General features: G+C 59.6%; 25 protein-coding genes and 1 pseudogene. 10 read left to right on the plus strand and 16 right to left on the minus strand.

Annotated elements, in window-relative coordinates:
- The first annotated feature begins 6 nt into the window (after window positions 1–6).
- The 4 genes from AC1RL5_RS15595 to AC1RL5_RS15610 all read left to right on the plus strand — a co-directional run bounded on the left by AC1RL5_RS15595 (window position 7) and on the right by AC1RL5_RS15610 (window position 2,833).
- A complete protein-coding gene (locus tag AC1RL5_RS15595; RefSeq protein WP_011060658.1) occupies window positions 7–666 on the plus strand; it encodes an amino acid ABC transporter permease in 660 nt (219 codons plus the stop codon).
- Complete coding sequence (locus AC1RL5_RS15600) at window positions 663–1,427, plus strand: amino acid ABC transporter ATP-binding protein (protein WP_047285775.1); 765 nt, start codon at window positions 663–665, stop codon at window positions 1,425–1,427. The genes AC1RL5_RS15595 and AC1RL5_RS15600 overlap by 4 nt, the downstream gene beginning before the upstream one ends.
- A gap of 372 nt (window positions 1,428–1,799) precedes the next feature.
- Window positions 1,800–2,276 (plus strand): hypothetical protein, encoded by a 477-nt coding sequence (locus tag AC1RL5_RS15605; RefSeq protein ID WP_492589662.1) that lies wholly within the window; start codon window positions 1,800–1,802, stop codon window positions 2,274–2,276.
- Window positions 2,273–2,833, plus strand: a complete 561-nt coding sequence (locus AC1RL5_RS15610) for a hypothetical protein (protein ID WP_019095021.1) — start codon at window positions 2,273–2,275, stop codon at window positions 2,831–2,833. The genes AC1RL5_RS15605 and AC1RL5_RS15610 overlap by 4 nt, the downstream gene beginning before the upstream one ends.
- Before the next feature lie 311 nt (window positions 2,834–3,144).
- Here AC1RL5_RS15610 and AC1RL5_RS15615 read toward each other — a convergent pair whose 3' ends face one another.
- Together AC1RL5_RS15615 and AC1RL5_RS15620 are read right to left on the minus strand one after the other, a co-directional pair.
- On the minus strand, window positions 3,145–3,831 hold the full coding sequence (locus AC1RL5_RS15615) for an HD domain-containing protein (protein ID WP_492589664.1): 687 nt from the start codon (window positions 3,829–3,831) through the stop codon (window positions 3,145–3,147).
- On the minus strand, window positions 3,828–4,436 hold the full coding sequence (locus tag AC1RL5_RS15620) for a TetR family transcriptional regulator (protein ID WP_093409095.1): 609 nt from the start codon (window positions 4,434–4,436) through the stop codon (window positions 3,828–3,830). Before AC1RL5_RS15620 ends, AC1RL5_RS15615 begins: the two co-directional genes overlap by 4 nt.
- 105 nt (window positions 4,437–4,541) lie before the next feature.
- On the opposite strand from AC1RL5_RS15620, the gene AC1RL5_RS15625 reads away from it, so the two are divergent.
- Window positions 4,542–6,062, plus strand: coding sequence for a 2OG-Fe(II) oxygenase (locus tag AC1RL5_RS15625; RefSeq protein ID WP_492589666.1), 1,521 nt, complete (start codon window positions 4,542–4,544; stop codon window positions 6,060–6,062).
- 134 nt (window positions 6,063–6,196) lie between these two features.
- Here AC1RL5_RS15625 and AC1RL5_RS15630 read toward each other — a convergent pair whose 3' ends face one another.
- The 14 genes and pseudogenes from AC1RL5_RS15630 to AC1RL5_RS15695 all read right to left on the minus strand — a co-directional run bounded on the left by AC1RL5_RS15630 (window position 6,197) and on the right by AC1RL5_RS15695 (window position 19,099).
- Window positions 6,197–6,556 (minus strand): hypothetical protein, encoded by a 360-nt coding sequence (locus tag AC1RL5_RS15630; protein ID WP_103407912.1) that lies wholly within the window; start codon window positions 6,554–6,556, stop codon window positions 6,197–6,199.
- A gap of 202 nt (window positions 6,557–6,758) precedes the next feature.
- Complete coding sequence (locus AC1RL5_RS15635) at window positions 6,759–7,157, minus strand: hypothetical protein (RefSeq protein ID WP_072452415.1); 399 nt, start codon at window positions 7,155–7,157, stop codon at window positions 6,759–6,761.
- Window positions 7,154–7,831, minus strand: coding sequence for a hypothetical protein (locus AC1RL5_RS15640; protein WP_492589668.1), 678 nt, complete (start codon window positions 7,829–7,831; stop codon window positions 7,154–7,156). The genes AC1RL5_RS15635 and AC1RL5_RS15640 overlap by 4 nt, the downstream gene beginning before the upstream one ends.
- Before the next feature lie 30 nt (window positions 7,832–7,861).
- Window positions 7,862–7,948, minus strand: a pseudogene (locus tag AC1RL5_RS15645) (NYN domain-containing protein); the annotation flags it as partial.
- 74 nt (window positions 7,949–8,022) lie between these two features.
- Entirely contained in the window at window positions 8,023–8,418 is a 396-nt protein-coding gene (locus tag AC1RL5_RS15650; protein WP_072452416.1) for a hypothetical protein, read from the minus strand.
- Entirely contained in the window at window positions 8,415–9,863 is a 1,449-nt protein-coding gene (locus AC1RL5_RS15655; protein ID WP_492589670.1) for a PAAR domain-containing protein, read from the minus strand. Before AC1RL5_RS15655 ends, AC1RL5_RS15650 begins: the two co-directional genes overlap by 4 nt.
- Before the next feature lie 233 nt (window positions 9,864–10,096).
- On the minus strand, window positions 10,097–10,375 hold the full coding sequence (locus tag AC1RL5_RS15660) for a hypothetical protein (protein WP_072452420.1): 279 nt from the start codon (window positions 10,373–10,375) through the stop codon (window positions 10,097–10,099).
- 364 nt (window positions 10,376–10,739) lie between these two features.
- On the minus strand, window positions 10,740–11,729 hold the full coding sequence (locus AC1RL5_RS15665) for a DUF2971 domain-containing protein (RefSeq protein WP_492589672.1): 990 nt from the start codon (window positions 11,727–11,729) through the stop codon (window positions 10,740–10,742).
- Window positions 11,730–12,324: 595 nt separating this feature from the next.
- On the minus strand, window positions 12,325–12,822 hold the full coding sequence (locus AC1RL5_RS15670; RefSeq protein ID WP_143031422.1) for an HNH endonuclease: 498 nt from the start codon (window positions 12,820–12,822) through the stop codon (window positions 12,325–12,327).
- A 149-nt stretch (window positions 12,823–12,971) separates the two neighbouring features.
- A complete protein-coding gene (locus AC1RL5_RS15675) occupies window positions 12,972–13,907 on the minus strand; it encodes a PoNe immunity protein domain-containing protein (protein ID WP_492589674.1) in 936 nt (311 codons plus the stop codon).
- Window positions 13,908–14,056: 149 nt separating this feature from the next.
- Complete coding sequence (locus tag AC1RL5_RS15680) at window positions 14,057–14,605, minus strand: cupin domain-containing protein (RefSeq protein WP_011060642.1); 549 nt, start codon at window positions 14,603–14,605, stop codon at window positions 14,057–14,059.
- 257 nt (window positions 14,606–14,862) lie between these two features.
- Window positions 14,863–16,143: an NAD(P)/FAD-dependent oxidoreductase gene (locus tag AC1RL5_RS15685; RefSeq protein ID WP_492589676.1), complete on the minus strand. Its 1,281-nt coding sequence runs from the start codon at window positions 16,141–16,143 to the stop codon at window positions 14,863–14,865.
- Between the two features lie 55 nt (window positions 16,144–16,198).
- The gene (locus tag AC1RL5_RS15690) at window positions 16,199–17,689 is read right to left on the minus strand and encodes an aldehyde dehydrogenase (RefSeq protein WP_236186935.1); all 1,491 of its coding nucleotides are present in this window, start codon (window positions 17,687–17,689) and stop codon (window positions 16,199–16,201) included.
- 33 nt (window positions 17,690–17,722) lie between these two features.
- A complete protein-coding gene (locus AC1RL5_RS15695) occupies window positions 17,723–19,099 on the minus strand; it encodes a glutamine synthetase family protein (protein WP_072452431.1) in 1,377 nt (458 codons plus the stop codon).
- 266 nt (window positions 19,100–19,365) lie between these two features.
- Here AC1RL5_RS15695 and AC1RL5_RS15700 point away from each other — a divergent pair, with 266 nt between their 5' ends.
- The 5 genes from AC1RL5_RS15700 to AC1RL5_RS15720 all read left to right on the plus strand — a co-directional run bounded on the left by AC1RL5_RS15700 (window position 19,366) and on the right by AC1RL5_RS15720 (window position 24,552).
- Window positions 19,366–20,121, plus strand: a complete 756-nt coding sequence (locus tag AC1RL5_RS15700) for a gamma-glutamyl-gamma-aminobutyrate hydrolase family protein (protein WP_492589678.1) — start codon at window positions 19,366–19,368, stop codon at window positions 20,119–20,121.
- A 232-nt stretch (window positions 20,122–20,353) separates the two neighbouring features.
- Complete coding sequence (locus AC1RL5_RS15705) at window positions 20,354–21,496, plus strand: ABC transporter ATP-binding protein (RefSeq protein ID WP_011060637.1); 1,143 nt, start codon at window positions 20,354–20,356, stop codon at window positions 21,494–21,496.
- Window positions 21,497–21,540: 44 nt separating this feature from the next.
- Window positions 21,541–22,422, plus strand: coding sequence for an ABC transporter permease subunit (locus tag AC1RL5_RS15710; protein ID WP_162865010.1), 882 nt, complete (start codon window positions 21,541–21,543; stop codon window positions 22,420–22,422).
- Window positions 22,419–23,315: an ABC transporter permease subunit gene (locus AC1RL5_RS15715; protein WP_072452432.1), complete on the plus strand. Its 897-nt coding sequence runs from the start codon at window positions 22,419–22,421 to the stop codon at window positions 23,313–23,315. The genes AC1RL5_RS15710 and AC1RL5_RS15715 overlap by 4 nt, the downstream gene beginning before the upstream one ends.
- Before the next feature lie 139 nt (window positions 23,316–23,454).
- Entirely contained in the window at window positions 23,455–24,552 is a 1,098-nt protein-coding gene (locus tag AC1RL5_RS15720) for a polyamine ABC transporter substrate-binding protein (protein WP_072452434.1), read from the plus strand.
- Window positions 24,553–24,884: the final 332 nt, after the last annotated feature.

Here is a 24,884-nt window from a genome sequence, read left to right on the forward strand (position 1 = left end):
GCGTCAATGCAAAGCCTCGATCTCAGTATCCTCACCCCCTATTCCGAGCTGCTGGCAACCGGACTCTGGTGGACCATCGTCTTGTTCCTCTGCTCCAGCGTATTGAGCCTGATGGCGGGCATAGCCTTCGCCCTTATCGTGCTCTACACCCCCAAACTGGTATCCCTTCCCATACGCTTCATGACCTGGCTGCTGATGGGCACGCCCCTGCTGCTTCAGCTGTACCTGATCTATTACGGCCTGGTGCAAGTGGGGATCGATATCCCGGCATTGATGGCTGGCATCATCGGCCTGAGCCTGCACTTCGCCGTCTACAACGCCGACGTCATTCGTGCCGGGGTCCTGTCGGTCGATCCGGGGCAGATTGAAGGCGCGCGCTCCATTGGCCTGAGCCGCAGCCAGGCTCAGCGCTACGTGATTGTGCCGCAAGCCCTGCGCAGTACCCTGGCGCCCCTGGGCAACAACCTGATCGTGCTGCTCAAGGACACCTCCCTGGTGTCGATCATCGGCATTGCCGAACTGGTCTACAGCGCCCAGCGCGCCGTGAGCGAAACCTACAGCCCGTTCGAGTTCTATCTGGCCGTCGCGGTGATTTATTACGCAGTCAATCTTGTCCTGGAAGCCGGCCTGCACCTTCTTGAAACCAAGGTAGAGATGTCACGATGACCACCGAAAAGCTCATGGTTGAAGTCAAGGGCGCGCGCAAGGCGTATGGCGCACTTGAAGTGCTCAAAGGCATCGATCTGTCTGTCTCGCGCGGGCAGATCATCGCCATCATCGGCCCCAGTGGCTCGGGCAAAAGCACCCTGCTGCGCTCGATCAACCACCTGGAAGTGCTGAACGAGGGGGAGATCTGGCTGGAAGGCGAACACGTCAACCGGCCCTTGAAAGGTCGAGCCTTCGAACAGCACATCAACAGCGTGCGCCAGCAGATGGGCATGGTGTTCCAGCACTTCAACCTGTTCCCGCACCTGACCGTGCATGAAAACATCGCCCTCGGCCCGATCAAGCTCAAAGGGCTGACCCGGCCAGCCGCTCGCGAGCTGGCCATGGAGTACCTGTCGAAAGTCGGCCTGGCCAACAAGTTCGACGAGTACCCTTCTCGCCTGTCCGGCGGGCAGAAACAGCGCGTGGCCATTGCCAGGGCCCTGGCGATGCGCCCCAAGGTCATGCTGTTCGATGAAGCCACCTCGGCGCTGGACCCCGAGCTGGTGGAAGAGGTCAACCAGGTCATGAAGCAACTCGCCGCCGAACACATGACCATGTTGATCGTCACCCATGAAATGCGCTTTGCCGGCGAAGTGGCGGACCGGATCATCTTCATGGACGGTGGCGTGGTGGTCGAGGAAGGCGCGCCACAAGAGATCCTGCAAAACCCGACTCACGAACGAACCCGGTCGTTCTTGAAAAAGCATTTGCACGCATAGATGAGTGGCCCGCGCACTGGCTAAAGGTTGCTTCGCATCAAGATTGATCAGGCAACCACGCAGTGAACACCACAAGGAGCGATCAAGAAGGAACGCTTCGTTGCTTTCGACCGCACAGATCGCACTGATGCCCAAAACGCCCAGCCCGCGAAAAGACGTAACATCGATAGCGGCATTTTGATAGCAACCCCCGGATCTCGTTGTTTATGATGCAAGCCATGCTCGGGGCAACAGGCACCTGGGCAGGCCAGTTTTCAAGGATAAAAGCAAAGGGTTACTGTGAGTCGAGTCATCAACCGTGTCATTCAACAAGCAGCGGAAAACTTTTCCGACAGCTTGAGTGCGTTCTACCCATCCTACGGCCGCAATGGCATGAACGAACGCAACCTCACCTTTCAGTTGGCCAATGCGTTTGGCACACGCAACAACGCCCATGCGTTCATGGAAGTGCCGTTCCTCAACCCGCTCACCCAGCGCTATGAGTATCGGATCGACTGCATGTTGTTCGACAAGGAACGTGTGTTCTTTGTCGAGGCCAAGCGCCTCTTCACCCCGAAGAAAGCCGAACAACTGCGTATCGACTTTCAAAGGATGAAAGCGGAAAACCTGGCCCCGGTCCTGGAGAAGTTCATCTCCCCTTCCACCAAGACCCGCAGTGTCTACCGCTTGATGCTTGTCGAAACCTGGCACGCAAACATTGTCAGTTGGTGGCAAATGGAAGACTCCACCCGAACCTGGGACAACAGCTGGCTGCCGGAGAACCGTGGCGTGGTCGAGGTCAAGACTTTCAACAACCAAAGAACACTGTATTGGCTGTACGCCTATGAACAGCTGGAGATGCCCGTATGAACGCTCCCACATTGATCAAGCCCTACGACATTGCCGAACACCTTCACCGCTACACCGCCTGGGCGGCAAGTCGTGCAGCGAGCACCAAGACCTGTCGCTTCGATGTGAGTACCGGCAAGACAATCATCGAAGCCACAGGCCTGCACCTGCTACTAGCGGGCCCGCAACTTCTGCCGTCTCCCGAGAACATCGATGCCCAGCACAAAATATGGCGCGAGACCGCAATCGAAGCAGCCAGGAACAAGGGCCTGGTCGGATTCGGCCACGGCGTCGCAGCAAAGCTCATCAATGTTTATCTCAAGGGTGCCTTTGTCTGCGCCGGCCAGGAGTTGCATCCCCATGTCCAGGCTCTGCATCCCCCTATCGACAAGCTTTTGCTGGATGAGCTCTACGATCAAGATGTTGGCGGTTTACGGGCAGTCTGGGCACAAGCACGAAAGCAACGCTGGTCGAAGTTCGATGCCGAGCAGTATCAAGCCGTGATCAATGGCATACGGGAAGTCCTGACAGGACGCCCACTGTGGCACGTCGAGGCCTATTGGCGTGGCTACCAATGAGTGTCCAGAATCCGTGCATTTGCAGGATGCCCTCTCGATACCACCTCGTTTATCTACCTGAACGCTGAGGCGACATCGACAGGCGAGAAAAGAGCGGAACCGATGTGCACCGGTTGGCGGAATGTCGCTGGGACCGGGCCAAGCCTTAGGTCGGTATCACGGGCGCAACGGCAACGGCAGCCTGTGTGACCTGTAACCATGGTTTTTTGGCCGGCGATGCCGCGTCATCTATTTACGGTGACGGCTTGAACTGCAGAATGACCAGGCGCCTGCAAAGGCGAAATTCCCGCCCCTCCACTGGGGTCCGTTCCTCAGCCGAGGCGGTCGATGGCACTTGCAAGATTGACGCGGGCTTGCTGTTCGAATGCATCGAAGTAGGGTGCGGTCGTATAGATGCGCCCGCGTGCCAGGAAGCCCTCCAGGACCTGGCGCCGCTTTCGGCGGTACACAAACAGCGGCACATGTCGGTACTCGCGACGGACTTGGCGGTCGTACTCCTCAAACCGCGCGGCCGATGCCCCAAGGATCGCCAGATCCGTGTCCACCAACACGGCCTCGTCTGCCGACGCTGGAGCGCCGTCGTGCCGCGTCACCATGATCAGGCCGTAAAGCCTGCGTCGGGTTTCATCGCCCAGGCCGCTATCGCGCGCCACGTCGTCCAGCCATTGCGCACTGCGCAGCTCGTTGTCGCTGCGAAGGGGGTCGTATATGGCGTCATGAAACCAGAGTGCGAGGTCGACTTCAGCGGGGGCGTGACAAGCAGCGTTGATGAGCCGGCGCACCTGGAGGCATTCCTGCAAATGCTGGCCGTTGTGGTACGCACGATGGGGCTCGCGGTAGCGTCGAAGGAGCTCTTCGTAGGTTGCTCGCGGCGGGCAGCCGGCGCCAAGCTCCGCCCAGAGGCGAGCCCAGGCGGCGAAATCCACACCATCAGGCACCTCGGAGGCGCCGTGCGCGCCGGCCGGAAAGAGGTTGCGCCCTTCTGGCGGTTTCATCATCGCTCCTCCTCCCCATCAATGTACCGCTCGACCCAGGCGATCAACGTCGGTGCGGCGAAGGCCGTCGGCAGCAGTGGCCGCGCCGTGGTGGACAGCGTGAACGCCCCCTGGATAAAGCAGGTAATGCCCGCCACCAGCGCGTCGAGCCCTCGGGCGCGGCGTCCGCGTTCGGCGAACCGCTGCCGGAGCAGGCCCTTGAGAAGCTTCATCTGCGCCGCTAGCACAGCCTGATAGACCTCACGCACGTCTGGGTCGTGGGCCGACTGTTCGCCGATCATCACCCATGCCGCGACCGCATCGGGCTGCGCGTCCGAACCGTAGGCCAGGTGTGCTGCAATGTAGGCCTGAAGCCTTTGCTCGGCCGTCTGGGCCGCAGCGGCCCGGGACTCGTAGCGCTGATGGGCGTAGCCGGCCAGTGAGTCGACCAGTGCCACCAAGATCTCGCGCTTGTCCTTGAAGTGGTAGTGCACGAGGCCAGGCGCTAGCTCCGCATGCCGGGCGATGGCCGCTACGGTTGCGCCAGCGTAGCCGGCCTTGGCCATGACGGCCTGGAGTGCCGCCACGATCTGGCCGCGTCTTTCATCAGTGTTCGAGCGCCGTGCCATGTCACCTTTCCAATGTTGGTTGCGCGACCAGCTTAGCATTGACATCGACCCCGCCACACCCTAGCTTTCCAAATATTGGTTATCAGACCAACTTTGGAGATCACGATGAATTCCTTCGCTGAAAAACTGATGGCGGGGGCCACTGCTACGTCAGCCTCGGTCGAGCTACCGCTGGGTGACAAGGTGCGGTGTGTCCTGGTCCACGCGTTTCTTTCGGCCAGCGAGTGCGAAGCGTTGATAGAAGCCACGGAGCAGTGCGGGTTCGCCAGCGCAGGGTCTGACTACCCGTCCTCCTACCGCGATAATGACCGGATCGTGGCAGACGACCCTGCTCTGGCCGGGCGACTATTCGAACGCTTGAAGCACTGCGCCTTGCGGTTGCCGAGGCTGGGGACGGTGATCGATGAGGACGGCTGGCATCTGGTCGGCATCAATGAGCGGCTGCGCTTCTGCCGCTACCGGCCCGGCACCCAGTTCCGCGCCCATCAGGATGGTGTACACCATCGCCAGCACCAACAGTCACGCCTGACTTTCATGATTTATCTTAACGACGATGCATTCAGCGGCGGAGAGACCGTGTTCTTCGAGGGACGGTCCGCAGCCATGTCGAACCGGGATTCCACGCTCAGGCTGCGCCCGCGAAAGGGCAGCCTGATCGTATTCGACCACACACTCTGGCACGCCGGCGCCTTAGTGGACGCTGGCCAAAAATACGTCATGCGCAGTGACCTGATGTACGAGCCACAGCAATCCTTGCACGTCGACGGCCCCTTCCAGCCGGGCCACCGCGGTTACGTATGGGCGCTTGCCGACCTTGGCGACAGGGGCTTGGCAAGCGCCGGGCGTGACGCAACCATCCGGCTGTGGGATCGCGAGGGCCGGTGCCTGGGCCAGCTTGACGGACATACACAATCCATTCTGGGTCTGGTGGACGTGGCGCCTGGCGAGCTTGTTTCTCACTCGCGGGATCGTACGATCCGGCATTGGTCCTTGGCGACCGGCAAGTCAAGGTTGGTCGGCACATCGGATTCGGCCGTCCTGTCCTCGGCAAGGTTAGGCGCTGACCGCCTCGTGACCGGGGCTGCTGACGGTCGCGTGACAGTCTGGAACCTGGCGACAGGTGCCACGGACAAGCGTCAGGCCCACGCCTGCTGGGTCTGGGCGATCGCGCCTACGGCCAACGGTGGTTTCGCCACCGCATCGGAGGACGGAACCGTCAGGCTGTGGCAACCCGAGGAGCGGGACTGCGTACGAGTGCTCGATCTGGGCCGCCCCCTGAGGACGCTGGCGAGCTGGATCGACGCCGATGGCAGCGTCACCTTGGCCGCTGGTGATCTCGACGGCGCGGTGCACCTGCTAGCGACCGAACCGATGCTCGCGCTCCTGGATTGCCTTGCCGCTCATGACGGGCCTGTGCGGCGCGTGCGCTTCGAGGCGCGACACATGCTGCTGACCTGCGGCGAGGACGGATTCGTCAAGCGCTGGAACCTGCCCTCACGGCAAGGGGTGAGCATCGGCTCACACGACAACTTTGCAACCGATGTACTCCCCACCGGCGCCGGGCGCTGGATCAGCTGTGGATATGACGGCCGGATCATGGTGCATGGCGACCCGGTCCAGCGTTGAGGCGGGCAGCGGCATCCGGGCCACCTGCCTAGCGGCCGGGTCCGTTTTCGCCCAGGAGCGGTCACTGCATAAACTCGGCGCTCGCGTACCGGCAAACCGGAACGCCTGCGGTGTCCGCGCTCTCGAAAAAAGACTCAGTTGCCCAAGCACTTTAACAACAGGGTCAATACCCAATCTTCTTGCGAGGCCAATGCCGCGCTGATCTCCTCGCATCTCCCGTTCAGAGACAGCAGGTCGCCAGCCAGTACTTCTCCACTGGACATGCACATATCCAAAGCAACACTAAAAACCCCGTTACCTACCTGCCTGCCCTCAAAAACAAGCTCAACCTCTTTAGGGAAAATGGTCACGTAGACGAAGAGCATTTCATTCGCGTATGTGTAATAGCCATGGTTTCTTCTGAGTAAACCACTCTGGTTTTTCGAAGCCTTCTCATAAACCTTATCTAGAAACCTTTGAAGGATGAACAAAAGCTCTGGCTTTTCAGTGCTCATTGGGCTCCCTTGCGAGCAATGGACTTCAACACGCCATTCTAACCAACATCGACGGTGCCCGAGCTGCACGATGCGCAGGGGCAGCCATCTGCGGGTCATTGCCATCTGTGATGAATAGTCGTTCTTAGCTATCTGCTTACAAGCTCAGGGACGGATCACTTCTAGCCATTACTCAACCGCTCCCTGGTGTCGACACAATGCTTCAGCCGCCACAAAGCTTTATCAGCTTTATACCGGCAGCACATACCAACATCCCCACTAACAACCAGATCACACTCCACTGCAATACTGCTAGCTTTCTCTTAAGCGGCGTAGGCATCTTGCTCAAATCATCAATGCTAACCCCGCCAGATTTAAGATAGATCCTTGGAAACGTAACAACTCCGGATATTCGCCCTACTAACAATAATCTGCCAAAGGGCCCGCCCTGCATAAGTGGAGTGTGAGTCATAATTGCCGGGCAATTCTTCAGCAACTCCAGCATCTCATCCATTCGGGTATATGCCAGCTGCAGACACACTCCAATCCAGACAAACAGCCCCAGAATAATCGATCCAGATGCGATACCTAGAGCGGCTTCAATAAAATCAATCGAATTCATCTGCTTCCCTTATAAATCAGCTCACCGGAAAACTCGCCTAAAGTTCCACCGACAGCGCCAGCCGCAAAAGAACCACCTCCTACAACTACAAGTCCACATATAAAGGTAGCCATACCTCCTGTGGGCACTCCCAAAGCCACACATAAAGTTCCGGCAGCCGCACCGGATAAAAAAGTGGCGGCGGCGGCCCCACCACCCACGGTTCCCAGGAAGCTGCCACTTTCAGCCAGTGTCACCCGTTCACAAGCCTCCCTATCTCCCGCCGTACATACGTCCTGAACCTTCATATAGGAAGCGCCACCTCCCAACCCAATACCTAGCCAGCCCGCGTACTTCACATACGCAGATGCCCTTGCCACGCCCTGTACGTGTGTCGCATACCCCGGTATCTGCCCCGGTGCCCCAGCCAGTTTCCAGTGGTGCACCAGGCTGCGGCTGGAAATCCCCAGCGCCGCTTTCAACTTGGGATGCTCGGGAAAGCCGATCCCCTTGCGGGTAAAGGCAGTCAGCCGAGTATCCAATTGCGCCAGCAACCTTTTGCGCTCGGCAAAAAACTCGGCAGAACGCAAATGCCCATGCTGTTCAAAGGTGCGTTTATGCAGGTTCTCGATATCCCGCAGCGAGGCTTTCACGTCCTCCAGGTTCTTGGCGAAGATCGCGGCGCCAACGCCCATCGCGGTCGATCCCTGTGAGGCAAAGGGCTACAGCAAGTCCATGGCGTCAATGATGAGCGCGCTGTCAGTTGCATTTTTACCCTTGGTGTACGCGAACGGTTGAATAGGCTGAATGGAAAGATGTGGGTTATAAACCAGCTCGCCGGAGAGTTTGTCCACAGGCTGCACTTAACACCCTCCCCCCGAACAACTCAGACACTCAGTTCTATTAATTTTATCGCTCCGGCAGATATAAGCAGTCCCGCAATGAGTCCGCGTCCAACCCACTGCAATACGGCAAACCTGTTCTTCAAGTTCTGCGGAAAACTATCGAGATCCTCCACACTGACACCGCCATTCTTAAGATATACACGTGGAAAAGTTACGATAGACGTCACCCCCCCGACCAACAACAACCTTGCCCAAGGACCGCCCTGCTTAAGCGGAGCCAGGTTCATGACGGCAGAACAATGCTTGAGACGCTCCAGAAACTCATCGACCTGGGTATATCCCCAATACAGGCAGACGCCCATCCAAACGAAAATCCCCGATAGAGCCACGGCGCCCAGAAGGACAGAAAATTCATACACGGTACTGACTAGGTTCATTTCTGCATCTCATAGATCCGCTCTCCTACCTTTTCTCCCACCAGACCACTTGCAGTGCCAGCAGCATAAGAACCAACCCCTACAACTATTAGTCCACAAACCAGAGCTCCGGCACCCAGGGTAGGAACTCCTAACCCCACACAAACGGAGCTTGCAACAGAACCCGTCAATATCGTGCCCGCCGCCATACCACCACCGACAGCCCCAATAAAACTGCCTCCCTCTGTCAATCTCACCCGTTCACAAGCCTCAACATTGCCCGCCGTACACACCTCCTGAACCTTCAGATACGAAGCGCCCCCACCCAACCCCACACCCAGCCAGCCCAAGCGCTTCACATACTGAGACGCCTTTGCCACGCCTTGCATATTCGTCGCATACCCCGGTATCTGCCCCGGTGCCCCAGCCAGTTTCCAGTGGTGCACCAGGCTGCGGCTGGAAATCCCCAGCGCCGCTTTCAACTTGGGATGCTCGGGAAAGCCGATCCCCTTGCGGGTAAAGGCAGTCAGCCGAGTATCCAATTGCGCCAGCAACCTTTTGCGCTCGGCAAAAAACTCGACAGAACGCAAATGCCCATGCTGCTGAAAAGTACGCTGATGCAAGCTCTCGATATCCCGCAGCGAGGCTTTAACATCCTCCAGGTTCTTGGCGAAGATCGCGGCGCCGACGCCCAGCGCGGTCGATCCCTGGGAGGCAAAGGACTCCAACAGATCACGATGGCGCGCCAGGAAACTGGCCTCTTCATCGCTCATGGGCTCAAGTGCCGCGTTGACCTTCTCCGCCGCCTCCATCAGCCAGGCCTCCTCACGGGTGCACTGGACGTTGGCCGGATCACTGAGAACGATCAATTGCCCCGGCTTGGCGTAGTCGCTGAGTTGCGGGTTGAGGCGGTGAAACTTCTCCAGCACGGCGCTATCGGGCGTGGCGAAGAGTATGGACTCCAGTGCCGAGCGGGACATGGGCTGCTCGACGATATGAAACCCCGGCTCGACGCCCTCCTGCAGGGCCGCCGTGGAGGCAGCCAACGGGCTGACCAGCGCATTGGCCGCCTGGGCTTTTTCCGTCAGCGCCGGATCGGCCAGCAGCGTGGCCATGCGCGACTCATCCACCGAGCCATCGGCGCGGATGGCGCCCAGCGTGGCGAAGTTGACGATGGCGGCGCCGTCGGCGGGCGCGAAAAGCGAGCCGCCGAAGGTATCGCCAGAGCCGCTGACGATGCTGCCACCGTGACTGGTGAGACTGCCCACATGGGCCAAGGGCCGGCCATTGATCAGAACAGAAGGGAATCCTGTGGTAATCACCGCGCCGCAGCCACAGGCATCACCGACCCGGGCCGCGCCCATTCCGTTGATGATGACGTCGTCGGAGGCAGTAACAATGGCGGTGGTGCCGTGCCCCGGCAGCGGGCAGACATGGCTGTCGCCCAAACGTGAGGAAGAGATCATTTGGCATCTCCTGCGCTTCGGGTGAAAGGGCCTCCCGTCCGGGAGACAGGAGACGCTAACGCAGGAGTTCGGGCGGGGCCCTAAGGTAATTCTCAAAAAACGGTGAGCGGAGCTGAGGCCGACGGCAGAGGTAGGACAGCAGGCGCAGAGTCGATCTCTGGAAAGCGCCCCGTTCAAGCAAAAAGGCGACGCATTGCGTCGCCTTTTTTCGTTTCTTCAGCACTCAATCGGGGTTACGCAGGATCAACCTGCCCCAAGGTTCTATCACCCAAGGTACGCAGCAGATCGAAGCCATCACTGAGCAACAGGCCGATGGCAAAACGGATCTGTGAGAGGTCCTGCGGACCAGAAGCACAATCAAGGATTTCCAGCAGATTCCGGGCTGCGCCGATGCGTTGCTGAGCGCAGGTATACAGATCGGATAACGAGGCGTTGGCGTCCAGGTAAAGGACGGGATGGTCGGTGTCGTTGCGGGTGAGCGGGATGGGGTTGCAGGTAGGTGTGCGGGTCATTGGTGAAACTCCATGAGAGACAAGTCTTTACCGCCGTCAAACAGCCAAATGGAATCGGCTAAGAGACGAGGTTTATGCCCATAGTTTTTTGGCCCGCGATGACCAGTCACTTAAGTTGCGGTGACATGTTGGACTATAGAAGTGGTATTCGCTCGATGACAGTTTCTGGGTAAAAGATCGTTCGGTTTTTCGTTTCAAAAACACACAGTGATCTGCTTGTGAAAGGCTGCCTTCGCCCAGAAGCAACCTCTTACAAGAGACCGTTTTCGGCCAGGAGCTGACGGTCAGCACCTGCAGTAAACGACCAAAAGCTACCCTAAGCAGCCATCTGCCATCGTCACAATCAGGTACCCCTAGGGGTCGCCTAGCTATTTTTTGTTAGTTTGACGGGGGTTAACTGATACTCCGTGTCATTGATACGCATCTTATAAATATTGATCAGATGCTTCAGGGCTGAGTTTCTTTCTATATTTTCCAAAGATAAAGACTCAATGGCATTGCATCCGAAATATACTCCACTAATGGCCAGAGGATTGATTCTAAATAAATGAATAGCTGGCTCTTTATAGTCGGTGGATAAAAGGTGAATCTCGGCTTTTATGCTTTGATCCCCCATTTCCTCATGCATCTCGTACTCATTAGGATAGATTACTTGTATTTTGTTATTTTTTAACTCTACCAGCTCAATACTAGGGTCGAGAGTGCATTGCTTTCTAATGTGCGGATTGTCGTTGCATATTATTGAATCAGCGTCTTTTAACTGGACAATAGATCGCTGTTCTTTTTCGTAAATCCAATCATTTGCTTTGGTGAATAGTATTGCGCGATTGAATTTGTTCCAGTGAAATTCATTTATTGAATCCGGTGCTGAAAGCTCCGGTCTCTCAAAGCTTGGCATTTCTCTGCGATAATCAACTTTCTCTGGGAGCTCAAAAAAATCAGCAAGATAGCTTTCTCCGAATCGACTTTTGCGGCCATTAACCTCTTTCAGTGAGTCCGCAAAAAATGGAACGCTAAAGTCGAACTCGACTACTACTCCTTTATGGTCGTCGGCATAGTGAGCCCACATGAGGGGGTTGTTGTAGTCTTCCGTAAAAGAGAGAATTCCTAGATCGAATAGTTCGCTTTGGATTACTCCCATGCTGTCATTGAGTTCTGCGTCGTCAGTTTCGTAAACCTTTTCACCATTTCTCTTGTAATATTCTCTTTGATTTCGATCTGCGTCGCGTACTTGTTTTTTGTTGAAGTGCCCTTCAAAAGGATCGTTCAGATCCAAGACTGGAGTTGCCCGGATCATTGGATTTTTAAAGAAGTCCGGTCTTAAAGGCATGTATTTGTAAAGGAATCTGTTCATATATCTCTTGGTTATGGGGTTTGGTTGGGAGCGTCTGCTGCTTGTTGGTCGGATAAAACTCTCAATCTTGCCGAATTGTTAAAACTTTCCCAAAAAGGGCCGATCAGTCAGCCCGATTCGCATAGGCTTCGCGAACCTTGGGGTGGCCTGATCCTACCGCTCGTAGGATTATCAGCCTTTGATAAAGTAATTCCTCGCTCCTTTGTAGTGGCCGTTGAATTTTCCCCATGGAACAAGCTGTTCCTCACTCGGTACACGAAGCACAGAACGAATTCTGCTTGGCTCCGATGACAGGGAAGCGTCGTCGACCAACTGGGAGCTCCGTCTAAAACACTTGTTTTTTAGGGGGATGAGTAAGGTAGTACTGGATCGCGTCTTCAGTTTCGGCATTCGGTGGCACATCAAAAACTGCGATCACCTGTACTGCAAAGGTGCCCCAGTCGGCCTGTGGTTTGCGTGAGGAACCCTCTAAAAGCCCAACAGTTTGAGGCAATATTCGCAGCGTGCGAATTCGCGAAAAAACGAAAAGGCAAGGCGATCCAATTTGGTAGGCGTGGCCATGTTACGGAGTCCTCTCTGTTTGCAGGTACCTAAGTCACCTTGTGGACCTCGTATTGTGGTACGCCAGATAGCGGCAGCCAAGGGAGTGCCCCTCTGCTGGTCGGAGGTCGGCTTGGTTGAGAGTGCGCGCGCCGTAATCAAGCTCGGCGTGGTGATTCGGGCACACGCAGACGATGTTCTCCAATATGTCCGGTCCGTTATGGGGGGCTCCCAGTGGCTGTACATGATGGGCTTCGGCGTACCGACTCCCATCGGGGAGTACGATCGTGTGACCACAGAGCTGGCATTGGTAGTTGTGTAGTTGTTTGACTCGCCGCGCCAGCAATGTGTCGCGAATTATCCGATAGATTGTTACTTCTGAGCGATCAGTTGAACCTTCAAATGGCAACCAATCGAAGTTTTTCGATTTTTCAGTTTCCGCCCTCCAACAGGCAAAGTCCTCAGGCTGTCGACCAGACAACTCAAAGTAGCCTTTGCCCGGCATCAATGAGTTGCGATCAATCACTAAGCCGGTGATCGCGGGTTTATCCATTAAGCACCTCATGTACGTCGGACGAGGGGCAGTCCACTGCTGACCGAAAACTGCCGCTCAAGGACGATGCCGTTGAGTCGATAGCAGCCCCTTCTGCACTCGACCAGAAACTAGCGTTGGAAAACGCTACAACGAATGGCAGCCCACCCCTACCCCTGCGCCACCCAATACCAAACCGCTCCCCCCTCAAACGCCGGCATCACTTCCCCCTCTGCAAAGCAGCGCCGCGACTCCGGCTCCGCCGGGGTAAACCAATAACCGGCTTTGCTGCAGGACTGCCCCGCCACCACCGGCGCTACATGTTTCGGGTGGCTCGGCCGAAGGTTCCTCGCATAGGCCACCAGATCCTTGGGATAGACCCTGTGCTCGACCCCGCTGTCATCGATGCCATACAGAAAGGCGATGGCTGCCGCCTCGAACGCCCAATACCCGCAATAGCTGCCCTCGTCCCCTTGCAGGTGGCTGTCGTGCCAGGGCGCCTGTTCGAACGCGGGGTACCAGTCGTCACAGTACTGCTGCAGAAGGTCGCTGGCCTCGGTTGGGTCGTCGGCGTAGATGGCTTGTATCAGCGGTGTGTAGACGTCGTGGTACCAGTCATCGACGTCATATCGGTCGGGCAGCAGCTTGCTCAGCAGGTCTTCGTAGAGGGTGTCGTCCCCGGCGTAGCCTGCGGGGTCGATCAGGGCCACGAAGCGTTGGAGCAGATCAGTGCGGTGCAGCAGGATGCACAGGCTGAACACTTGGACGCACTCTTGGTACTGGTCGAGCCAGTCGTCGATCGCCAAGGGGGTGATGTTCGGAATCTGGTTGTACTGGGCCAGCTGTCTTTGCAGGTGTTCGTAACTGTCCACCAGGGTTTCCAGCAGGGGAATCAGCAGGTCGATGCTGTGGCCGGCGGTGTAGCGGATGAGGATTTCCTTGAAGATCCACTTCTGGAAATGCCGGGCCCTGAGGGACTTTTCCTGTGCTTCGGAGTCGGACTCAAAGGTGTTCTCGGTAAAGAACTCCACGCTGTGCTGGTAGTTGCTGAAGAAGTTCGCAAGGCGCGCTGCGCTGAGGAATGCTTGTCGTCTGTCCTTGATCATGGGTCTTACTTACCTGAACGGCGCCCGCTCCAGGCGTTGCCGGCAAGCGCGGCAACGCGCAGTCACCGGTCTAAAAAACAAAGCCCGCGACACAAGGCGCAGGCTGGATAGGGTTGCAACAGGTCGAGCCGGATCAGTTACCCGGCCCCTTAGAAGTTCGCCGGGGTGTTGGCGCTGATGATTTCCGCCTCATCCTGGCCAATGTTGCGGAAGCTGTGGGGCAAGGTGGTGGGGAAGTAATAGCCATCCCCCGGGTTGAGCACGCTGACTTGCCCGTCCACGGTCAACTCCACGGTGCCGCGGGTCACCAGGCCGCACTCCTCGCCTTCGGCATGCACGATGGCTTCTTCGCCGGAGCTGGCGCCGGGGGCGTATTGCTCGCGCAGAAAGCGCATCTGCCGGTTGGCCACCGGGGCGCCGATCATCAACAGGCGCAGGCCGTCGCGACCGAGGTCGGGCTGTTCGTTGGCGCGGAACACGTATTGGTGCTCACGGGGCGGCTGGTCGAAGGTGAAGAAGTCGGCCAGGGACATGGGGATGCCTTCCAGCAGCTTTTTCAGGGAGCTGACGGAGGGGCTGACGCGGTTCTGTTCGATCAGGGAGATGGTGGCATTGGTTACGCCGCTACGACGGGCCAGCTCGCGCTGGGAGAGTTTGTAGCTTTCGCGAACGAGTTTGAGTCGGGTGCCCGTGTCCATAACAGCCTTATGTGAGAAGTACTTAAGGGTATTTTTGCGGCGGTTGGGTCGCGAACGTCGCGATTTGGCTGCCCTGGAGCCTGAAAAGGCGGCTATTTAAACATGTTTGACAGGCAAGCTGTAAAGACTGGCGATGGGCGTGAAGGCCGGGTGATGGAGTGCCGGATTTCCGGGGCTTTTTCTGGGGGGGGCAAGGGCCAGAGCTTCGCGAGCAAGCTCGCTCCTACAGGAGTGGGGGCTGTAGGAGCGAGGTGGCGTCAGATGCCGAAGCGGTCGCGCAGGGCGTAGTACGCGGCGCCCATGGCGGTCAGCGGGGCCTGGAAGGTGCGCCCGCCGATCATCGGCATGTGCGGCAGGGAGGCGAAGGCGTTGAAGCGTTCGGCGTCGCCGCGGATCATTTCGGCAATCAGCTTGCCCGCCAGGTGCGAGCAGGTGACGCCGTGGCCGCTGTAGCCCTGCATGTAGTAGGCGTTCTTTTCGATCCGGCCAAATTGCGGCATGCGCGACATGGTCAGCAGGAAATTGCCGGTCCAGCGGTAGTCGATCTTCACATCCTTGAGCTGGGGGAAGGTCTTGAGGATCTTCGGCCGGATCAGCTGGTCGATGTCATCCGGTTCACGGGCGCCGTAGACCACGCCACCGCCGTACAGCAGGCGGTTGTCGCCGGTGAGGCGGAAGTAGTCCAACAGGTAGTTGCAGTCTTCCACGCAGTAGTTGTTGCTGATCAGGCTGCGGGCCAGTTGTTCCGGCAACTGCTCGGTAACCACGATCTGCGAACCGCAGGGCATGCTCTTGCGGGTGACGCGGGGGTCGAGGTCCTGCTGCAGGTAGGCGTTGCCAGCGATCAGCAGGTACTTGGCGCGGACCACGCCCTTGGCGGTGCGCACCACGTTGGGTTCGCCGTAGGTGATTTCCACCGCCGCCGACTGTTCGAAGATCTTGCCCCCCAGGCCGATGATGGCGCTGGCTTCGCCCAGGGCCAGGTTCAGCGGGTGGATGTGGCCGCCCTGCATGTCCAGCAGGCCGCCGATGTAGTTCTTGGTGCCGACTTCGCGGTCGATCTGCGCCTTGTCGAGCAGCTTCAGGTTGTGATTGCCCAGGCGTTCCCAGTTGCGCTTCTGTTCCGCCAGGCCCTTGAGCTGCTTGTTGTTCAGGGCGGCGAAGATGCCACCGGGGCGGTAGTCGCACTGGATGTCGTAGTGCTGGATGCGCTGGCGGATGATGTCGGCGCCTTCGAAGATCATGCTGCCGAGTACTTCGGCGCTTTTTTCGCCGTAGCGTTCTTCGATCACGTCCACGTCGCGGCTGTAGGAGTTGACCAGTTGCCCGCCGTTGCGCCCGCTGGCGCCGAAGCCGACCTTGGCCGCTTCCAGCACGGTGACGCTGTAGCCGGCTTCCGCCAGGAACAAGGCCGAGGACAGGCCGGTGTAGCCGGCGCCGATCACGCAGACGTCGCACTCCACCAACTCTTCGAGTTGCGGGTAGTCGGTGGCCTGGTTGCGGGTCGCCGCGTAGTAGCTGTTCACGTAGGTTTGCATGAGAAATTCCCCAGCGGGTACGGGCCCAGGCCCGCCGCCGCTGTTGTTATAAGAGTTAGAGCTTGATCCAGGTCGCTTTGAGCTCGGTGTATTTGTCGAAGGCGTGCAACGACTTGTCGCGGCCGTTGCCGGACTGTTTGAAGCCGCCGAACGGCGCGGTCATGTCGCCGCCGTCGTACTGGTTGACCCATACGCTGCCGGCCCGCAGGCCACGGGCAAAACGGTGGGCGCGGCTGAGGTTGGCGGTCCAGACCCCGGCCGCCAGGCCGAAGATGCTGTCGTTGGCGATCTGCAGCGCTTCTTCTTCGGTATCGAAACTGATGACCGACAGCACCGGGCCGAAGATCTCTTCCCGGGCGATGGTCATGGCGTTGGTCACGCCGTCGAAGATCGTCGGCTCGACATACAGGCCGCCAGTGCTTTCCAGGGTGCGGACACCGCCGGCCAGCAGTTGGCCGCCCTGCTCCTTGCCGATCTCGATGTAGCGCAGCACGTTCTCCAGTTGGCGCTGGTCCACCACCGCGCCAACCCGGGTTTCCGGATCGAGGGCATGGCCCGGTTTCCAGCCCTTGAGGGCCTCCACCAGCAGCGGGATGAACTGTTCGCGGATCGAGCGCTGCACCAGCAGGCGCGAGCCGGCGGTGCAGACTTCGCCCTGGTTGAAGGCGATGGCCGCAGCCGCCGCTTCAGCCGCTGCACGCAAGTCCGGGGCATCGGCAAACACCACGTTGGGGCTCTTGCCACCGGCTTCCAGCCACACCCGCTTCATGTTGCTCTCGCCGGCATACACCAGCAGTTGCTTGCCCACGGCGGTGGAGCCGGTGAAGGCCAGCACGTCCACATCCATGTGCAGGGCCAGGGCCTTGCCGACGGTGTGGCCGTAACCCGGCAGGACGTTGAACACGCCTTTGGGGATTCCGGCGTCCAGGGCCAGCTGGGCGATGCGGATCGCGGTCAACGGCGACTTTTCCGACGGCTTGAGAATGAACGAGTTGCCCGCCGCCAGGGCCGGGGCGAATTTCCAGCTGGCCATGATCAGCGGGAAATTCCACGGCACAATGGCCGCTACCACGCCCGCCGGTTCCCGGGTCACCAGGCCCAGCTGGTCGTGAGGGGTGGCCGCCACTTCATCGTAGAGCTTGTCGATGGCTTCGGCGTTCCAGCGGATGGCGTTGGCCGTGGCCGGAATGTCGATGGCCATGGAGTCGCCAATCGGCTTGCCCATGTCCAGGGTTTCCAGGAGCGCCAGTTCTTCCTGGTGCTCAAGGATCAGTTCGGCAAAGCGAATCAGGATGCGCTTGCGCTCGGCCGGGGCCTTGCCCGACCAGACGCCACTGTTGAACGCCTGGCGCGCCACCGCCACCGCACGATCGGCATCGGCCTGATCGGTGCTGGCAACGTTGGCCAGGAAGCGCCCGTCCACCGGGCTCAGGCATTCAAAGGTGGCACCGCTGGCGGCGGCGCAGTACTGGCCGTCGATAAAGGCACGGCCTTCGAGGCTGAGGGACTGGAAGTGCTGCTCCCAGTCGCTGCGGGATTTAGTCATGGCAAATACTCAACGCAGGAAGTGACACGGTCATCAGACCGTGTGCAGGTACCAGTTGTATTCCAGGTCGGAGATGGAGTTTTCGAACTCCGCCAGCTCGCTTTCCTTACAGGCCACGAACACGTCGATGTACATCGGGTCGATGTACTTGGCCATCACTTCGCTGTCGTCCAGTACGCGCAGGGCGTCCCGCAGGTTGGTGGGCAGGCTTTGTTCGTTCTGCTCGTAGGAGTTGCCTTCAACCGGCGCGCCCGGGTCGATCTTGTTGGTCAGGCCGTGGTGAATGCCCGCCAGCACCGAAGCCATCAGCAGGTAAGGGTTGGCGTCGGCGCCGGCCACCCGGTGCTCGATCCGCACTGCATCGGCAGAACCGGTGGGTACGCGCACGGCCACGGTGCGGTTGTCGATGCCCCAGGTCGGCGAGTTCGGCACGTAGAACTGCGCACCGAAACGGCGATAGGAGTTGACGTTGGGGCACAGGAAGGCCATCTGCTGCGGCAGGGTGTCGAGCACGCCGCCGATGGCATGGCGCAGGGCTTCGTTGGTCTGTGGGTCTTCGCTGGCGAAGATGTTGTTGCCCTGTTTGTCGAGGATCGAGATGTGCACATGCAGGCCGTTGCCCGCCTGGCCCGGATAAGGCTTAGCCATGAAGGTGGTGTCCATTTCATGGTCGTAGGCGATGTTCTTCACCAGGCGCTTGAGCAGTACTGCGTAGTCACAGGCCTTGATCGGGTCGCTGACGTGGTGCAGGTTGACTTCGAACTGCGCCGGGGCGCTTTCCTTGACGATGGCGTCGGCCGGAATGCCCTGCTCTTTCGCGCCTTCGAGGATGTCTTGCAGGCAGTCGACGTACTCGTCGAGGTCGTCGATCAGGTAGACCTGGGTGGAATGCGGACGCTTGCCGGAGATCGGCGAACGGGGCGACTGCGGACGGCCGTTCACGTTGTCCTGGTCGATCAGGTAGAACTCCAGCTCGAAGGCGGCGCAGATGGTCAGGCCCATCTCATCGAACTTGCTCACCACCTGGCGCAGAACTTCGCGAGGGTCGGCGAAGAACGGCTGGCCTTCGATCTCGTGCATGGTCATCAGCAGTTGCGCGGTGGGGCGCTTCTGCCAGGGCTCGACGCTCAGGGTGCCGGGGATCGGGTAGCAGATGCGGTCGGCATCGCCGATGTCCAGGCCCAGGCCGGTGCTTTCCACCGTGGAACCGTTGATATCCAGGGCAAACAGCGAGGCGGGCAGGTTGATGCCCTTCTCATAGACCTTGTGCAGCGCGGTGCGCTCGATGCGCTTGCCGCGCACCACACCGTTCATGTCTGCAATCAGCAGATCGACGTAGAGAACCTCGGGGTGTTTTTTCAGGAAGGCATTGGCTTCATTGAGTTGAATGGCACGCGGGGGGACCGACATGATGCACCTATTGTGTTAATTATTATGTTCACTGCTGTGACACGCCAGCAGTCAACCCGAAAGAAAAACCGGAGTCAATAGCCAACAGCAGCCACCATTCGTCAATTATTTTGCCTCACTAAAGGTCGATACGCCGCGCAATCCGCGCCGCCTGCGGGTTTCAAGCAGATAATGTTTAGAATTTTTTACATGGAAGTTGTTAATTAAAATCAACGAGGATAAGCTCTGGAAAAACTCGTTCCAGCGTGAATTTCGAGGTGATAAAAATGGCATTCAAGCCATTGATCGGCGTTACTGCGTGCGTCAAAGAGATCGGCCCGCACCCCTACCACGTCAGCGGCGACAAGTACTTGCGTGCTGTCAGCGTCGCGGCCGAGGGCCTGCCCCTGATCATTCCTTCCCTGGCGGATCTGATCGACATCGACGATCTGCTGCGGCAAGTGGATGGGCTGCTGTTTACCGGCTCGCCATCCAATGTCGAACCCTTCCATTACCAAGGCACTCCCAGCGAGCCGGGCACCGCCCACGACCCGCAGCGCGATGCCACCACCCTGCCCCTGCTGCGCGCGGCGATTGCCGCCGGCGTGCCGGTGCTCGGCATCTGCCGCGGTTTCCAGGAAATGAACGTGGCCTTCGGCGGCAGCCTGCACCAGAAGGTGCATGAACTGCCGGGCTACATGGACCACCGCGAAGCCGACGATCCGCGCATCGAAGTGCAGTACGCCCCGGCGCACCCGGTGGCGATCCAGCCCGGCGGTGTGTTCGAGGCCATGGGCCTGGGCGGCGAGATCCGGGTCAACTCGATCCACAGCCAGGGCGTCGACCGCCTGGCCCCCGGCCTGCGGGTCGAGGCCGTGGCCCCGGACGGCCTGATCGAGGCGCTGTCGGTGGAACACAGCAAGGCCTTCGCCTTCGGCGTGCAGTGGCACCCGGAATGGCAGGTGCTGTCGAACCCGGCCTACCTGCGGATCTTCCAGGCCTTTGGCGACGCCTGCCGGCAACGGGCCGCACAACGGCGCTGAACCACCGGCCGCGGCCACAACCCAGACGATTCATCACGCCCTGCCCCGCGGCGAGCGCGCCTGTGCGCGCCCGTCGTCCAGCGTGAGCAACACACGGCAAGACCACAACAACAAATAGCGTCAGGCCGCCAGGGAGGCAGCGCCGAATCAGCCCGCACTCACTGCGGGCTGGCAATCAACCTTTAGGCCCGGCCGAATTGATCGGGCTGCTGACACCTGTTGGGAGTTTCACATGGCAAACGCCTCCAGCACTTACCGCAAGGCCCTCGAAGGCACTCCGAGCCCGCAGAAGGTCCTGGTCAAGATCGACCGCGTGACCAAGAAGTTCGATGAAACCGTGGCCGTGGACGATGTGTCCCTGGAGATCCACCAAGGCGAGATCTTTGCCCTGCTGGGCGGTTCCGGCTCCGGCAAATCCACCCTGCTGCGCATGCTCGCCGGCTTCGAACGCCCCACCGAAGGCCGCATCCTGCTGGATGGCGTGGACATCACCGACATGCCGCCCTACGAGCGGCCGATCAACATGATGTTCCAGTCCTACGCCCTGTTCCCCCACATGACCGTGGCCCAGAACATTGCCTTCGGCCTCAAGCAGGACCGCCTGCCGGCCAGCGAGATCGACGCCCGGGTCGAGGAAATGCTCAAGCTGGTGCACATGACCCAGTACGCCAAGCGCAAGCCGCACCAGCTCTCCGGTGGCCAGCGCCAGCGCGTGGCCCTGGCCCGCTCCCTGGCCAAGCGCCCCAAGCTGCTCTTGCTGGACGAACCCATGGGCGCCCTGGACAAGAAGCTGCGCTCGCAGATGCAACTGGAACTGGTGGAGATCATCGAGCGCGTGGGCGTGACCTGCGTGATGGTGACCCACGATCAGGAAGAGGCCATGACCATGGCCCAGCGCATCGCCATCATGCACCTGGGCTGGATCGCCCAGACCGGCAGCCCGGTGGACATCTACGAAGCGCCGGTGAGCCGCCTGGTGTGCGAATTCATCGGCAACGTCAACGCCTTCGACGGCACCGTTACCGAAGACCTGGAAGGCTACGCCATCATCGACTGCGCGGACCTCGAGCAGCAGATCTACGTCGGCCACGGGGTCAGCACCTCGGTGCAGGACAAGTCGGTGACCTACGCCATCCGCCCGGAAAAGATGCTGGTCACCACCCTCAAGCCCGATGCCCGCTACAACTGGTCCAAGGGCAAGGTGCATGACATCGCCTACCTGGGCGGCCACTCGGTGTTCTACGTCGAGCTGCCTGGCGGCAAGATTGTCCAGTCGTTCATGGCCAACGCCGAGCGTCGCGGCTCGCGGCCAACCTGGGATGACGAAGTCTACGTCTGGTGGGAAGACGACAGCGGCGTGGTGCTGCGAGCATGAGTACATCGACCATGAGCACTTTCAATCAGAAGCTGTTCCGTATGCTGCCCAGCGGTCGCAAGCTGGTGATCGGCATCCCTTTCCTCTGGCTGTTCCTGTTCTTCATGCTGCCGTTCTTCCTGGTGATGAAGATCAGCTTCTCGGAAGCGGCCCTGGCGATTCCGCCCTACTCGGAGATCTACAGCTACGCCGAACAGAAATTCCAGCTGCTGCTGAACCTCGGCAACTACGCCATGCTGGCCGGCGACGAGCTGTATTTCTCGGCCTACCTGGGTTCGCTGAAGGTGGCCCTGCTGAGCACCCTGATGTGCCTGGTGGTGGGTTTCCCCATGGCCTATGCCATCTCCAAGGCCAGCAAGGAGGCGCAGAACGTCTTGCTGCTGCTGATCATGATGCCGACCTGGACCGCGATCCTGATCCGCGTCTACGCCTGGATGGGCATCCTCAGCAACAACGGCCTGCTCAACAGCTTCCTGATGTGGACCGGGCTGATCAGCCAGCCCCTGGAAATCCTCAATACCAACACCGCGGTGTACATCGGTGTGGTCTACGCCTACCTGCCGTTCATGGTGCTGCCGCTGTACGCCAACCTGGTCAAGCACGACCAGAGCCTGCTGGAAGCCGCATCCGACCTGGGTTCGAGCAACTTCAACAACTTCTGGAAAATCACCGTGCCCCTGGCCAAGAACGGCATCATTGCTGGCTGCATGCTGGTGTTCATCCCGGTGGTGGGCGAGTTCGTGATTCCGGAACTCTTGGGCGGCCCGGAAACCCTGATGATTGGCCGCGTGCTATGGCAGGAATTCTTCAACAACCGTGACTGGCCGGTGGCCTCCGCCCTGGCGGTGGTGATGCTGGCGATTCTGATTATCCCGATCCTGCTGTTCAACCGCAGCCAGGCCAAAGAGATGGAGGCACGGGCATGAAACGCTTCGAATTTTCCAAACTGATGCTGGTGCTGGGCCTGCTGTTCATCTACCTGCCGATGCTGATCCTGGTGATCTACTCGTTCAACGCCTCCAAGCTGGTGACAGTGTGGGGCGGCTGGTCGATCAAGTGGTACGTCGGCCTGCTGGACAACCAGCAACTGATGGGCTCGGTAATGCGCTCCCTGGAGATCGCCTGCTACACCGCCATTGCCGCGGTGGCCCTGGGCACCCTGGCGGCCTTCGTGCTGACCCGGGTCACCCGCTTCAAGGGCCGCACGCTGTTCGGCGGCCTGGTCACCGCGCCGCTGGTGATGCCGGAAGTGATCACCGGCCTGTCCTTGCTGCTGCTGTTCGTGGCCATGGCGCAATTGATCGGCTGGCCCATGGAGCGCGGCATCGTAACCATCTGGATCGCCCACACCACATTCTGCGCAGCCTATGTAGCCGTGGTAGTCTCCGCGCGCCTGCGGGAGCTGGACCTGTCCATCGAAGAAGCGGCCATGGACCTGGGAGCGCGACCGTTCAAGGTGTTCTTCCTGATCACCATTCCGATGATCGCGCCGTCACTGGCGGCCGGCGGCATGATGTCCTTCGCCCTGTCCCTGGATGACCTGGTACTGGCCAGCTTCGTCTCCGGCCCGGGTTCCACCACCTTGCCGATGGAAGTGTTCTCGGCGGTGCGCCTGGGGGTCAAGCCGGAGATCAACGCCGTGGCCAGCCTGATCCTGCTGGCGGTGTCCCTGGTGACATTCCTGGTCTGGTACTTTGGCCGCCGCGCCGAGGCCGCCCGCAAGCGGGCGATCCAGGAGGCCATGGACTTCACCGCCAACGAATCCTGGCAGCCACCGGCAGCGAAAAAACCTGCTGTACGAGCACCAGCGACGGCCTAGCCATCGCCTCTTCGCCAGCAAGCTGGCTCCTACGGATAACCCAAACCTGTAGGAGCCAGCTTGCTGGCGAAAAAGGCTCACCCCGAACCCTCGAGTTGCACACGCAGCAATCTGCACAATAAGAAATGGAGTTGTAGTGATGAAAATGCTTGGCAGGACTCTGCTCTCACTGTCCTTGATGGGCGCAATGATTACCGGCGCTCAAGCCAACGACAAAGTGCTGCGCGTCTACAACTGGTCGGACTACATCGCCCCGGACACCCTGAAGAAGTTCGAGGCCGAGACTGGCATCCACGTCACTTACGACGTCTTCGACAGCAACGAAACCCTGGAAGCGCGCCTGCTCACCGGCAAGTCCGGCTACGACATCGTGGTGCCGTCCAACAGCTTCCTGGCCAAGCAGATCAAGGCCGGGGTCTACCAGGAACTGGACAAGTCCCGCTTGCCCAACTGGAAGAACCTCAACCCGGTGCTGCTGAAAAACGCCTCCGCCAGCGACCCGGACAACGCCCATGCCTTTCCCTACATGTGGGGTTCGATCGGCATCGGCTACAACCCGGACAAGGTCAAGGCGGCCCTGGGCGCCGACGCCCCGACCAACTCCTGGGACCTGCTGTTCAAGCCGGAGAACGCCGAGAAGCTCAAGGCCTGCGGCATCAGCTTCCTCGACTCGCCCACCGAGATGCTCCCCGCCGCCCTGCACTACCTGGGCTACCCGGTAACCAGCAAGGACAAGGCGCAGATCCTCGAAGCCGAAGCCCTGTTCATGAAGATCCGTCCTTCGGTGACCTACTTCCACTCCTCCAAGTACATCTCGGACCTGGCCAACGGCAACATCTGCGTGGCCGTGGGTTATTCCGGCGACGTGCTGCAGGCCCGTTCCCGCGCCGAAGAGGCCGGTAACAAGGAGAAGGTCGCGTTCAGCATTCCCAAGGAAGGCGCCGGCAGCTTCTACGACATGATGGCCATCCCCAAGGACGCCACCAACGTCGACAACGCCTACCTGTTCATGAATTTCCTGATGCGCGCGGACATCATCGCCGAGGTCACCAACAGCCTGGGCTACAGCAACGCCAACGCGGCGGCCACGCCGCTGGTGGACGAAGCGATCCGCAACGACCCGGCGTCCTACCCGCCCCAGGCCGTACTGGCCACCCTCTACGCAGTACCGGACCAGCCGATCGCCATCCAGCGCGTGATGAACCGCGGCTGGACAAGGATCAAGCTGGGCAAATGACTCAAGCTGCCCGCCGCTGGCGGGCACCGCTCGCCTTTTTCCGTTCACGTCGCGCCTTACCACCGCGACACTCCTGCGAACGGCTTCACCCGGCTCCCTCGGTTGGGGTGAATCCTTGGCGCCTTCGGGCGCCTTTTTTGCATTCCCTGCAGCCGCTGGCGCAGGCGCGAATGGCTGGAGCGACATAGGCGATCCCGGCAACAGAGGGTCCTGCGGCCCCTTTCGCAGCCTCGCTAACGCTCGGCAGCGGCTACAAAGCCTCCAAACACCTTCTTGCGCATCTTGTAGCCGCAGCTACAGGCTGTTCCGTGCCCCGGGAAGTGGTATTTTTT

Source organism: Pseudomonas sp. GW822-FHT06D10 (assembly GCF_058799535.1).